Raw genomic sequence first — 12,777 nt, 5'->3', positions numbered from 1 at the left:
GTCAAGAATTTCAGAAAATGAAAGTAACCATAGACGGTCAAAGCATAGAAGTAGAACCAGGAACAACAATCCTGCAGGCAGCACGTATGATAGGTGGAGAAGTAGTTCCGCCAGCAATGTGCTATTATTCTAAACTAAAAGGTAGCGGTGGAAAATGCCGTTGTTGTTTAGTGGAAGTTTCCAAAGGAAGTGAAGCCGATCCAAGACCAATGCCTAAATTAATGGCATCTTGTGTAACCGGTTGTATGGACGGAATGGAAGTAAACAGTAAATCTTCGCCAAGAGTAACCGAAGCAAGAAAATCAGTAACGGAATTTTTATTGATTAATCACCCGTTAGATTGTCCGGTTTGTGATCAGGCAGGAGAATGTGATTTGCAAAATTTAAGCTTCGAACACGGGAAATCAGAAACTCGTTTTATCGAAGAAAAAAGAACGTTTGAGCCAGAAAATATTGGTCCAAATATTCAATTACACATGAACCGTTGTATTCTTTGTTACCGTTGCGTAATGGTGGCAGATCAATTGACTGACGATCGTGTTCACGGAGTAATGGATAGAGGAGACCATTCTAATATATCGACTTGTATTTCTAAAGCGGTAGATAATGAGTTCTCCGGAAATATGATTGATGTTTGCCCAGTAGGAGCTTTAACTGATAAAACATTTAGATTTAAATCCAGAGTTTGGTTCAGTAAGCCTTACAATGCACACAGAGATTGCCCTACTTGTTCTGGAAAAACTACCGTTTGGATGTTTGGTGACGAAATCCAACGTGTTACCGGAAGAAAAGACGAATACCATGAAGTAGATGAATTTATTTGTAATGGATGTCGTTTTGATCACAAAGATATTGCTGATTGGACTATTGAAGGACCAAGAGCATTCGAAAAAGATTCGGTTATCAACCAAAATAAATACAACAGAAAATTACAAAAAGTGGAAATCGCTACTGAAGAAAATATTCTTTTAGGTAGAGAAGAAGACCGTAAGAAAATAAGCATGGTCGAAATTCCATTGACTGAAGAAGACATTATTAATCAAAAAAGCTTGGGTAATAATGGATAGTACTATTATCATAGAAAAAAGTGTCATTATTATTGCAGTTTTTGCTTTGACAATGTTGATGGCAATGTATTCCACTTGGGCTGAACGAAAAGTTGCCGCTTGGCTTCAAGATCGTGTTGGACCAAATAGAGCCGGTCCTTTTGGATTGTTTCAACCGCTTGCCGATGGTTTAAAATTATTCTCGAAAGAAGAATTTGAGCCTAATACACCAAACAGATTTTTGTTTTTTGTAGGTCCGGCAATCGCAATGAGTACCGCTTTAATGACTAGTGCCGTAATTCCTTGGGGAGACAAATTGCATTTGTTTGGAAGAGATATTTTATTGCAGGCCACTGATTTAAACATTGGATTGTTATACTTTTTTGGAGTTGTTTCAGTGGGTGTTTACGGAATCATGATTGGTGGTTGGGCATCTAATAATAAGTTCTCTTTGATGGGTGCAGTTCGTGCTGCTTCGCAAATGGTATCTTATGAAGTTGCCATGGGGCTTTCGATGATTGCTTTGTTGATGATGACCGGAACGTTGAGTTTAAGAGAGATTTCTGCGCAACAAGCAGGAATGAATTGGAATGTGTTTTATCAGCCATTATCTTTTATTATATTTTTAATTTGTGCTTTTGCAGAAACGAACAGAACTCCTTTTGACTTAGCGGAATGCGAAAGTGAATTAATTGGAGGATATCACACGGAATATTCATCGATGAAAATGGGGTTCTATTTATTTGCTGAATATGCGAATATGTTTATTTCTTCTACGATTTTAGCGGTTTTATTCTTTGGAGGATATAATTATCCTGGAATGAGTTGGGCTGTTGAAAATTGGGGTGTAAATATTGCCAACATTATAGGATTTGGTGCTTTGTTTATCAAATTGTGTGGATTCATCTTTTTCTACATGTGGGTTCGTTGGACCATTCCAAGATTCAGATACGATCAATTGATGCATTTGGGTTGGAGAATTTTGATTCCATTATCCATTATCAATATCATGATTACCGGAATTGTAATTTTGAGAAGTGAAATTGCAACTTATTTAGGATTTTAATTAGTACCGAAAAAGCCCTAGCCCTGATAGTAGCGGCATCCTTTTATTTTTTTCTTTAAAAAATAAAAGATATAGCGAATAGCAGGATTAAGCTTCAAATAAAAATAAAAAATGTCAATAGAAAGTATATCCTTATCGGGAAGAAAAAAGCTAGTCTCTAACAAAGAGATGACTTTTTGGGAAAGAATGTATCTTGTTGCGATTGTCAAAGGTTTGATAATTACGATTCAGCATTTGTTTAAAAGAAAAGTAACGATTCAATATCCGGAGCAAGTACGTGAAAGAAGTCCGGTTTATCGGGGTCAGCACATGTTGAAGCGTGATGAGGAAGGTCGTGAGAATTGTACGGCTTGTGGTTTGTGTGCTTTGTCTTGTCCTGCAGAAGCGATTACGATGAAGGCTGAAGAACGCAGAGCAGATGAAAAACATTTGTACAGAGAAGAAAAATATGCGTCGATATATGAAATTAATATGTTGCGTTGTATTTTCTGCGGATTGTGTGAAGAGGCTTGTCCTAAAGACGCAATTTACCTGACAACTTCTAAAGTTTTAGTTCCTTCCAGTTACGAAAGAGAAGATTTTATCTTTGGAAAAGACAAATTGGTCATGCCTCTGGAAATGGCAATGAAAAACGCTCAACTTAAAAACGCTAACTAATGTCTACGATACTTATAATTTTTTGTGTATTGGCTGCTATCACATTAGCAACCGCATTTTTGACAATTTTTAGCAAAAATCCGATTCACAGCGCTATTTATTTAGTGATTTGTTTCTTTTCGATTGCGGGTCATTATCTATTATTGAATTCTCAATTTTTAGCGATAGTCCACATTATTGTGTATTCTGGAGCGATTATGATTTTGTTTTTATTCACCATCATGTTGATGAATTTAAATGAGGAAAGAGAAGTGCACCGACCTAGAATTACGCGATTAGGAGCTATTGTTTCTTTTTGTTTGATTTGTTTGGTTTTGATAGCCATTTTCATCAATTCAAAACCTATTGTTGGAGAATACGTAACTACCGGCGAAGATTATCAGTCTATAAAAGTATTGGGTAAAATACTGTTGAATGAATATATGGTTCCGTTTGAATTTGCTTCTATATTACTTTTGGTAGCTATGATTGGAACTGTGTTATTGTCTAAAAAAGAAAAATTGCAAAAATAAGATGAACAATATTTTAAACCACATTGGTATTGAAAATTATATATTCCTAAGCGTAATACTTTTTTGTATTGGTGTTTTCGGAGTGTTGTACAGACGAAATGCCATTATCGTATTTATGTCAATTGAAATTATGCTGAACGCAGTAAACTTATTGTTTGTAGCATTTTCGACCTATCATCAAGATGCGCAAGGACAAGTTTTTGTGTTCTTCTCGATGGCTGTTGCTGCGGCAGAAGTTGCGGTAGGATTGGCAATTCTGGTTTCTATTTTTAGAAATTTAGGTTCAATTACTATCGATAATTTAAAAAACTTAAAAGGATAAATGGAAATGAATACCAATATAGCTTTAGTTTTAGTTCTTGCTCCTTTTTTAGGATTTTTAATCAATGTTTTCTTTGGCAAAAGTCTGGGAAAATCGCTTTCAGGAATAATAGGAACACTTTCAGTAGTGGTTTCTTTTATTGCGACTGCTTATTTCTTCAGTGGAATAGCTGTGCAACCGGAAGGTATTCGAATTGCTCTTTTTGATTGGATCCAAATCAGTAATTTCAATGTTGATTTTGGATTTCAATTGGACCAATTATCTATTTTATGGTTGCTTTTCGTAACTGGAATTGGGTCTTTGATTCATTTGTATTCGATCAGTTACATGCACGATGATGAAAATATGCACAAGTTTTTCGCGTATTTGAATCTGTTTATATTCTTCATGATTACTTTGGTAATAGGAAGTAACTTATTAGTGTTGTTCATCGGTTGGGAAGGCGTTGGTCTTTGTTCATATCTGTTAATTGGATTTTGGCATAAAAACCAAGAGTACAATGACGCTGCTAAGAAAGCATTCATCATGAACCGTATTGGTGATTTAGGGTTGTTAGTTGGGATTTTTATTCTAGGGAATTTATTCTCGACTTTAGATTACGCTACTTTAAAAACAGCGATGTCTGGTCCAATCTCAATATTTGATTATTGGATGATTAGTTTAGCTGCTTTCGCTTTATTTATTGGAGCTTGTGGTAAATCAGCACAAATACCATTATATACTTGGTTACCGGATGCGATGGCTGGTCCAACACCGGTTTCGGCATTGATTCACGCAGCTACAATGGTAACTGCAGGGATATTTATGATTACCAGATTGAATTTCTTATTTGATTTAACTCCAGATGTACAATCGATAATTGCTGTAGTTGGAGCTGTTACTGCTTTAGTTGCTGCAACCATTGGATTGGTTCAAAATGATATTAAGAAAGTATTGGCTTATTCTACCGTTTCTCAATTGGGATTAATGTTTTTGGCTTTAGGTTTAGGCGCTTATGAAGTGGCTGTTTTCCACGTAATCACGCACGCTTTCTTCAAAGCTTGTTTGTTCTTGGGTTCAGGTTCTGTAATTCATGCTTTGCACGGAGAACAAGACATGCGCAACATGGGTGGTTTGAAAAAAGCGATGCCAATTACTTTTGCAACAATGTTGATTGCTTCTTTAGCAATTTCCGGAGTTCCATTGTTCTCTGGGTTTTTCTCGAAAGACGAAATCTTATTAGTGGCTTTCCATCATAATATTCCGTTATGGGTAGTGGCTTCGGTTGCTTCTATAATGACTGCTTTCTATATGTTCCGTTTGATGTTCTTAACGTTTTTCCAAGAATTCAGAGGAACCGCAGAACAAAAACATCATTTGCACGAAAGTCCTTCTTTGATTACCATTCCTTTGATTGTTTTAGCAATTTTGGCAACTATCGGTGGTTTGATTAGTTTACCAGGAAACAGTTGGTTGAATCATTATCTGATTCCAATTTTACCAAAATTAGCAACTGCAGAACACCATTTAGGAACTACTGAATATATCTTGATGGCTATTGCTGTTGTGGGTGGATTAGTAGGAATTGGTATGGCTTACGCCAAATACATCAAACAAAATACAGTTCCGACTGAAGATGCTGAAATTACAGGATTTTCTAAAGTGCTTTACAATAAATATTATGTTGATGAAATTTATGACGCTATTTTTGTTAAACCAATTAATTTCTTGTCTCGTTTTTTCAGAGACACTGTAGAAACTGGTTTATCAGCTTTAGTTTTTGGATTCGGAAAAGTTACCAACGAAATAAGTTACCAAGGAAAGAAAATACAAAATGGAAGCATTGGTCTTTATCTTTTTGTTTTCGTATTAGGGCTTTGTGCCATTGTTTCTTATTTATTTTTAGCTCAATAATCTTATACTATGAATGTATCTCTAATATTAATTATACTTTTGGTTGGTGCGTTTGCAACTTTTCTTGCAGGCGATAAACTGGCTTCAAAAGTGGCTTTGTTCTTTGGATTAGCTGCTGCAGGCGCTTCTGTTGTATTATTAAATCACTATAATTTAGGTGAAAACATCAGTTTCATCAACCAGTGGATTACGCAGCCTAATATTTCTTTTGCTCTAAAAGCAGACGGATTATCAATGGCAATGCTATTATTGACCACAGTTTTGACTCCAATAATTATATTTTCCTCTTTTGGAAATGACTATAAAAATTCAAAATCATTTTATGCTTTAATCTTGTTTATGGCGTTTGCAATGGCAGGAACTTTCTTGGCATCAGATGGTTTGTTGTATTATATTTTCTGGGAATTAGCATTGATTCCTATTTACTTTATCGCCTTAATTTGGGGTAACGGAGATACAGAAGAACGCAAAAAAGCGGTAGTTAAATTCTTTATCTACACACTTGCCGGTTCTTTATTTATGTTGGTTGCTTTTGTTTATATGTATCAAAAAGCGGGAAGTCTTTTATTAGAAGATTTATACAAATTAAATTTATCAGCAACGGAACAATTGTGGATATTCTTGGCTTTCTTCTTGGCGTATGCCATTAAGATTCCATTAATTCCTTTCCACACTTGGCAAGCAAATGTGTATCAAAAAGCACCAACTGTTGGGACAATGCTTTTATCTGGTATCATGCTAAAAATGGGATTGTACAGTGTTATCCGTTGGCAATTGCCATTGGCGCCATTGGCAGCCAAAGAATACATGTATATTTTCATAGGACTTGGAATTGCAGGTGTGATTTACGGATCTATCGTAGCATTGAAACAAAAAGATTTAAAGAAATTATTAGCGTATTCTTCTTTGGCTCACGTTGGTTTGATTGCGGCAGGAACATACACTTTGACATTAGACGGATTGCGTGGAGCAGTTTTACAAATGATTGCACACGGATTTGTTGTTGTAGGATTGTTTTATGCCGCTGAAATTATTTTCAGAAGATATGAAACCAGAGCGATTGCTGAAATGGGTGGTATTCGTACGCAATCACCAAAATTCACTTCGATGTTTTTGATTTTGGTATTGGCATCTGTTGCTTTGCCTACTACTTTTAACTTTATTGGAGAATTCACCGTCTTATACAGTCTTTCACAAATTAATATTTGGTTTGCTATTTTAGGAGGAACTACCATAATTTTAGGAGCGTATTATATGTTGAAAATGTTTCAACATGCAATGTTGGGAGAAACCAATTCTAAAGTTTTTGCTGATGTAACGATCAATGAAGGAATAACTTTGGTACTAATAATTGGTGTTTTATTCTTTTTTGGGATGTATCCAAAGCCAATTACCGATTTGATTACGCCAAGTCTGGAAGAAATTTTAACTCAAATAAACCGAATTAACTAAGTCAAATAAAAAATGAATACATTAATAGCTATAATAGGATTAGGTGTTTTATGCCTTTTATTTGAAATTTTTAATTTAAGGAAAGCCATTGTTCCAATAACAATACTTGGATTATTGGGAGTGCTGGGTTTAACTATATCTGAATTTAATTCTACCGAGAGTTACTACAACAACATGATTGTTGTGAGTAAATTTTCAAGTACTTTTTCGTCTTTGTTTATTGTGCTTACCATTTTCTTAGTGGCTTTAGGACATAACTTTTACGAAAATCATCAATCTAAAATCTCTGATTATATTGCCATAAAAATATTTTTATTGGCAGGAGCAGTGGCGATGGTTTCTTTTGGGAACTTAGCAATGTTCTTTTTAGGAATAGAAGTATTATCAATTGCGCTTTATATTCTTGCGGCAAGTGATCGTATGAATTTAAAAAGTAACGAAGCTGGAATGAAATATTTCTTGATGGGATCTTTTGCTTCGGGAATTATTCTTTTTGGTATCTGTTTAATTTACGGAGCCATGGGAAGTTTTGATGTTACTGAAATCAGTGAATTATCACAATCAGCTGAATTGCCAATTTGGTTCCCAATAGGAATTGTATTGGTAACTATCGGAATGTTATTTAAAGTGGCTGCAGTTCCATTTCATTTCTGGGCACCGGACGTTTACGAAGGTTCTCCGGCGTTGACAACGGCATTAATGAGCACTTTAGCGAAAGTAGTTGCGATGGCGACTTTGTACAAATTATTATCTGTTATGAATGCAGATGTTTCAGAGTCATTCAAAATTATTGTAGTCGTGATTTCTATGGCTTCGATGACAGTTGGTAATATTATGGCCTTGAGACAAACGAATGTAAAACGTATGTTGGCTTTTTCAGGGGTTTCTCATGCTGGTTTTATGTTGATGACTTTATTGAGTTTGTCTACATCAGCTGGAAGTTTGTTGTATTATACCTCAGCGTATTCTTTATCTGGAATCGCAGCTTTTAGTGTAATTTTATACGTTTGTAAAAATAGAGACAACGAAGATGTGGTTAATTTTCACGGATTAGGAAAAACAAATCCATTATTAGCAGCCATTCTTACGGCAGCTTTACTTTCTATGGCTGGTATTCCAATTTTTGCAGGATTCTTTGCTAAGTTGGTTTTGTTCAATCAAACTATTCAAGCGGGTTACTTGGCTTTAGTAATTGTAGCAGTAGTAAATTCCATTATAAGCGTTGGTTACTACTTCAAATTAATTTTGGCGATGTACACTAAAGAACCAAATGAAGAAAGAAAAGGAACTCCGGTTATTATTTATGCTGTTGCTGTTATAGCGATTGTTTTGAATATTGCATTAGGTTTATTCCCTTCTTTTGTGTTGGATTTATTGGCATAAACCAAAGTTTTTTAAAAATATACAGAAAACCATCAAGAGCAATTTTGATGGTTTTTTTTATGAATTACTTCGAATAAAACCAATCTCTCAATTCCTAATAAAAGCTTAATATCGAATTGATTTCAAACTAGTTTTATTAAATTTGTATATACAAATGATTTAATCGTTTACTAAATAAAGAAAGATGGCAAATACATTAAAAATACAAATCTGGTCGGATATCATGTGTCCGTTTTGTTATATTGGAAAAAGAAGAATTGAAGGTGCGCTACAAAATTTCGAACATAAAGATGCAGTTGAAATTGAATGGAAAAGCTTTCAGCTAGACGCTGGCTTTGTTGCTTCTCCCGAGGACAATATGGTAGAGCATTTGGCAGAAAAATATAGAAAAGATACCGATTGGGCACAAGAGATGCTTGACAATATGACTCAGAATGCTAAAAATTCAGGTTTGGATTTTCATTTTGAAAAAGCGATTATGGCCAATTCATTGCATGCGCATCGCTTGTTGCATTTGGCGAAAAAGTATAATATGGCAAATGATTTAGAGGAATTACTGTTCAAAGCCTATTTGACCGATGGTAAGAATATTAATGATTTGAATACATTGAAGGCATTGGGACTGGAAGTAGGACTGAATGCTGAAGCGATTGATGAAGTATTGCATTCTGATGCTTATGCAAATGAAGTACAGCAGGACATTGCAGCAGCTCAATCTATAGGTGTTCAAGGGGTTCCTTTCTTTGTTTTCGATAATAAATATGCTATTTCGGGTGCGCAACATGTTGAAACATTTGTGAAAACACTAGAGAAAGTATGGGAAGAAGGAAAGTTTGATTCAAAAGTAACGCTATTAAATGCTACCGATGGAGACAGCTGCGGAATCGATGGTTGTGATTAAAACTATAAACCTTTTTATTCTAAATTCTCAGAAGCAATAAAAAATCAGTAATTATGAGTGAAAGTACAAAAGTAATCCGTTGGGGAATATTGGGATGTGGCGATGTCACCGAACTGAAAAGTGGTCCTGCATACCAGAAAACTGATGGCTTTGAAGTGGTCGCAGTAATGCGAAGAGATGCGGATAAAGCTGCAGATTATGCTAAAAGACACGGAATTAGTAAGTATTACACGAATGCTGATGATTTGATTAATGATGCTGAGATTGATGCGATTTACATTGCTACGCCTCCTGATGTTCATAAGTTTTACGGACTTAAGGTGGCTGCTGCCGGAAAGATATGTTGTATCGAAAAACCTTTGGCACCAAATTACCAAGAGAGTCTTGCAATTTATGAAGCCTTTGCCGCAAAAAACATTCCTTTGTTTGTGGCTTATTACAGGCGTACCTTACCTCGTTTTGAACAGATAAAAACATGGCTTGATACAGATTGCATCGGGGAAATCAGGCATATAAGATGGCATTTGAGTAAACCGGCAAATGCTAAGGATTTATCTGGGGAATACAATTGGCGAACCGATGCCAGTATTGCTACCGGCGGTTATTTTGATGATTTAGCGAGTCATGGCTTGGATTTATTCACGCATTTATTGGGAAATATAAAAGAGGTCTCTGGATTAAGTCTCAATCAACAGGGATTGTATTCGGCTAAAGATGCAGCGACTGCCTGTTGGTTGCATGAGTCTGGTATTACTGGTTCTGGAAGTTGGAACTTTGGTTGCTATAAACGGGAAGATAAAGTGGAAATTTTTGGAAGCAAAGGAAAAATAACATTTTCTGTATTTGAAAATGATCCTCTGGTACTTTCGAACGAAGACGGGCAAACTGAGGTATTCATTGAACATCCTGAAAACATACAGTTGTATCATGTTCAGCAAATGCGAGAAGACCTTTTGGGGAACAGTAAACACCCTTCTATAGGTTTAACAGGAGCTCATACGAGCTGGGTTATGGATAAGATTATTGGGAATCTTTAGTGTTTTTCAATTGTTTAAAACCCAAAAAAAAAGGCTGTCTAATAAAGACAGCCTCATAATTACTACAATTTATTTAATTACTATTTGGTAGCAACTGTTTCGCTAAATGTTTTACCATTGTAGGTTATCTCAAACGTATATTTACTGTTGTGAGCGCTACTCAAGTCAAATATTTTACCAACATAAAGATCAGCAGCCAAAGTTTCTTTATACACTTCAGTTTGATCCGAGTTATAAACAGCTACAGTAACTGGAACTTTTTCAAGGTTTAAAACATTAACAGTAACGATTCCGTTTTTGTTTACCACAACTGGTTTGTATACTTCAGAAATGGCATTGGCAGACAATTTTGCTTTGTTACCTACTACCTCAATTTTATACTTTGAAATTTTAAGAGCACTTTCTGCTTTCAAGAAGTAGATTCCGTCTGGCAAAGCAGTCAAATCGTATGTTCTGTTGATGTTATCTTCAGAAGTTACTTTTTCCTGATAGATCAAACCGTCATTAGTGTCATAAATTGACAAATCAATTTTCTTAATCTCTTTCAAACTAAAACTTACAGTTTTTCCTTCTTCTTTTATTAAATCCAGTGAAAAATCTGCGTTTCCTGCATGTGCTTGTACGGCAGTCAAAACTACTGCGGCTAATACTAAACTAAATTTTAAAATCTTTTTCATAATCGTAAACTTTTTAGATTTATAATGATATTTATCTGTTGCTAAATTACCCTAACCTATTCAGTATGAGTAGTGCTGAATTTTCTATTTTGTGTGCTATTTTACCTTTTACGAAATCGATTAAGGTTAAAAAAGTTAATCGAGTGTCTATTTTCGATAATTTTGTGCTAATTCTAAATACGTATTCGTATGAAAATTATACCACCAGCTTTTGAAATTATTGCTCCATCCTTTGGGAGTTCTTTTTCTTTTTCGAAATATGTTGAAAATGCCAACAGCAAAGCACACTTGTGGCATTATCATCCTGAAATCGAACTGGTTTTTGTTAATGGGGGCTCTGGAAAACGCCAGATAGGAAGTCATATTTCATATTATACCGATGGTGATTTGATTCTGATAGGAAGTAATTTACCCCATTGTGGGTTTACAAATGAAGAAACCGGAAACAAAAACGAAACGGTCATACAGATGAAACCGGATTTCTTGGGGAATGGATTTTTTGATATTTCCGAAATGACCAATATTAGGAATCTTTTTAGTCAAGCCAAAGCCGGAATTGCTTTTGAAGGTGAAACTAAAAGAAATATAGGAAAGAAAATAGAATCGATGGAAGAACAGTCGCATTTTGAAAGACTGTTGACCATGTTGAGTATTCTGAATGAGTTGGAACTGTCCAAAGAATCTACCGTTTTGAATGCCGATGGATTTTCGATGGAAATGCAAATGCAGGATAATGACCGTATCAATGCTGTTTTTAATTATGTAAAAGATAATTTTCAGGAACATATTACGCTCGAACAAGTTTCGGAATTGGTGAGTATGACGGAACCTTCCTTTTGTAGGTATTTTAAAAAGATAACTAATAAAACCTTTACCAAATTTGTAAATGATTACCGTTTGGTTCACGCCTCAAAATTGCTGGCTGAAAAGCCCATCAGCATTTCTGAGATATGTTATGAAAGTGGTTTTAATAATTTCAGTTATTTCAATAAATCGTTCAAAGAATTTACAGGTAAAAGCGCTTCGCAATACCGTCAGGAACTGAAATCGGTGCTGAAGTAAACGCTGTAGAAAATACTTGGGGAGTATCAAAAAAAAATTCCCGCTGATACAACTACCAGCAGGAATTTCAAACAAACCATTTATATAACTAACTAACTATCTTCTGTCTATTCTGATGGCTACACTTCCAGATACTCTAGTATCCTCGATTTTAGCTTTTGTACCATTTGTTCTGTAATAGTAGTAGTCATCATCATTCGAGTTTTGGTTGTTGCCATAATCGTTGCTTCCGTTGTTGTTTTGGCTATATTCATAACCTCTACCACCTTTTACGGCTCCAACAATATCAACAATTTGACCACGACGGTTGTAGATAATTTCTAAACCACCCACTCGTTCCAAAGCATAACGGTTGTATGTCATGTAAACTGAACCCACTCGTTTAACTCTATCATTTGAGTCATAGTTGATCATCACGTTTCCAATACGTCTTACTCTGCCCATGTTGTCGTGTTCTACTTTTACACCATAATTTCCGTTGCGAACATTTGCTGGTGCACCATACGTTTTATTCATGCCACCTTTTTTGCTTGCTTTATAATACATTCCGCCAGTTGAACCTGTTGAAGGGCGTGTATTAAAATCAAATTGTCCGTCAGCGAATATGAAGAATTCAATTCCTCTTTCTGTGAACACAATTGGGTCGGCGTCTCTAAAATCTACAGGAGATCTTCTTTCTACAGAGAAATCGATTTTCTCTGCTGCGTTTGCTACACTACCTCCAAATACGAAGATACTAGCTACTAAAAGGGTAATTTTTTTCATGATA

Annotated in this window: 13 protein-coding genes; 11 read left to right on the top strand and 2 right to left on the bottom strand. The window is 35.3% G+C overall.

Going from position 1 to position 12,777, the window contains the following annotated elements; all coding sequences use genetic code 11:
* The first annotated feature begins 17 nt into the window (after nucleotides 1–17).
* The 10 genes from Q1W72_RS07680 to Q1W72_RS07635 all read left to right on the top strand — a co-directional run bounded on the left by Q1W72_RS07680 (nucleotide 18) and on the right by Q1W72_RS07635 (nucleotide 10,269).
* Nucleotides 18–1,067: a 2Fe-2S iron-sulfur cluster-binding protein gene (locus tag Q1W72_RS07680; RefSeq protein WP_099713776.1), complete on the top strand. Its 1,050-nt coding sequence runs from the start codon at nucleotides 18–20 to the stop codon at nucleotides 1,065–1,067.
* A complete protein-coding gene (gene nuoH, locus Q1W72_RS07675) occupies nucleotides 1,060–2,112 on the top strand; it encodes an NADH-quinone oxidoreductase subunit NuoH (RefSeq protein WP_302137800.1) in 1,053 nt (350 codons plus the stop codon). Before Q1W72_RS07680 ends, nuoH begins: the two co-directional genes overlap by 8 nt.
* 111 nt (nucleotides 2,113–2,223) lie before the next feature.
* Nucleotides 2,224–2,769 (top strand): NADH-quinone oxidoreductase subunit I, encoded by a 546-nt coding sequence (locus Q1W72_RS07670; RefSeq protein WP_131915650.1) that lies wholly within the window; start codon nucleotides 2,224–2,226, stop codon nucleotides 2,767–2,769.
* Nucleotides 2,769–3,281, top strand: coding sequence for an NADH-quinone oxidoreductase subunit J (locus Q1W72_RS07665; RefSeq protein ID WP_091172454.1), 513 nt, complete (start codon nucleotides 2,769–2,771; stop codon nucleotides 3,279–3,281). The genes Q1W72_RS07670 and Q1W72_RS07665 overlap by 1 nt, the downstream gene beginning before the upstream one ends.
* A gap of 1 nt (nucleotide 3,282) precedes the next feature.
* Entirely contained in the window at nucleotides 3,283–3,603 is a 321-nt protein-coding gene (gene nuoK / locus Q1W72_RS07660) for an NADH-quinone oxidoreductase subunit NuoK (protein WP_066079401.1), read from the top strand.
* Nucleotides 3,604–3,609: 6 nt separating this feature from the next.
* Nucleotides 3,610–5,496, top strand: a complete 1,887-nt coding sequence (nuoL, locus tag Q1W72_RS07655; RefSeq protein WP_302137798.1) for an NADH-quinone oxidoreductase subunit L — start codon at nucleotides 3,610–3,612, stop codon at nucleotides 5,494–5,496.
* 9 nt (nucleotides 5,497–5,505) lie between these two features.
* A complete protein-coding gene (locus Q1W72_RS07650) occupies nucleotides 5,506–6,948 on the top strand; it encodes a NuoM family protein (RefSeq protein ID WP_099713774.1) in 1,443 nt (480 codons plus the stop codon).
* A gap of 12 nt (nucleotides 6,949–6,960) precedes the next feature.
* Nucleotides 6,961–8,331, top strand: a complete 1,371-nt coding sequence (locus Q1W72_RS07645; RefSeq protein WP_099713773.1) for an NADH-quinone oxidoreductase subunit N — start codon at nucleotides 6,961–6,963, stop codon at nucleotides 8,329–8,331.
* A 184-nt stretch (nucleotides 8,332–8,515) separates the two neighbouring features.
* Nucleotides 8,516–9,232 carry a DsbA family protein gene (locus tag Q1W72_RS07640; RefSeq protein WP_099713772.1) on the top strand — a complete coding sequence of 239 codons (717 nt, stop codon included), beginning with the start codon at nucleotides 8,516–8,518 and terminating at the stop codon, nucleotides 9,230–9,232.
* Nucleotides 9,233–9,285: 53 nt separating this feature from the next.
* The gene (locus Q1W72_RS07635; protein ID WP_099713771.1) at nucleotides 9,286–10,269 is read left to right on the top strand and encodes a Gfo/Idh/MocA family protein; all 984 of its coding nucleotides are present in this window, start codon (nucleotides 9,286–9,288) and stop codon (nucleotides 10,267–10,269) included.
* An 80-nt stretch (nucleotides 10,270–10,349) separates the two neighbouring features.
* Here Q1W72_RS07635 and Q1W72_RS07630 read toward each other — a convergent pair whose 3' ends face one another.
* Nucleotides 10,350–10,946: a hypothetical protein gene (locus Q1W72_RS07630; RefSeq protein WP_099713770.1), complete on the bottom strand. Its 597-nt coding sequence runs from the start codon at nucleotides 10,944–10,946 to the stop codon at nucleotides 10,350–10,352.
* 189 nt (nucleotides 10,947–11,135) lie between these two features.
* On the opposite strand from Q1W72_RS07630, the gene Q1W72_RS07625 reads away from it, so the two are divergent.
* Nucleotides 11,136–12,008: an AraC family transcriptional regulator gene (locus Q1W72_RS07625; protein WP_099713769.1), complete on the top strand. Its 873-nt coding sequence runs from the start codon at nucleotides 11,136–11,138 to the stop codon at nucleotides 12,006–12,008.
* A gap of 96 nt (nucleotides 12,009–12,104) precedes the next feature.
* On the opposite strand, the gene Q1W72_RS07620 is transcribed toward Q1W72_RS07625, so the two are convergent.
* Nucleotides 12,105–12,773: a hypothetical protein gene (locus tag Q1W72_RS07620; RefSeq protein ID WP_099716213.1), complete on the bottom strand. Its 669-nt coding sequence runs from the start codon at nucleotides 12,771–12,773 to the stop codon at nucleotides 12,105–12,107.
* Nucleotides 12,774–12,777: the final 4 nt, after the last annotated feature.

Source organism: Flavobacterium sp. ZE23DGlu08 (assembly GCF_030505335.1).
GTDB lineage: Bacteria > Bacteroidota > Bacteroidia > Flavobacteriales > Flavobacteriaceae > Flavobacterium > Flavobacterium algoritolerans.
The sequence above is the reverse complement of the archived record's forward strand: the minus strand, read 5'-3'. Positions and strand labels throughout refer to the sequence as shown.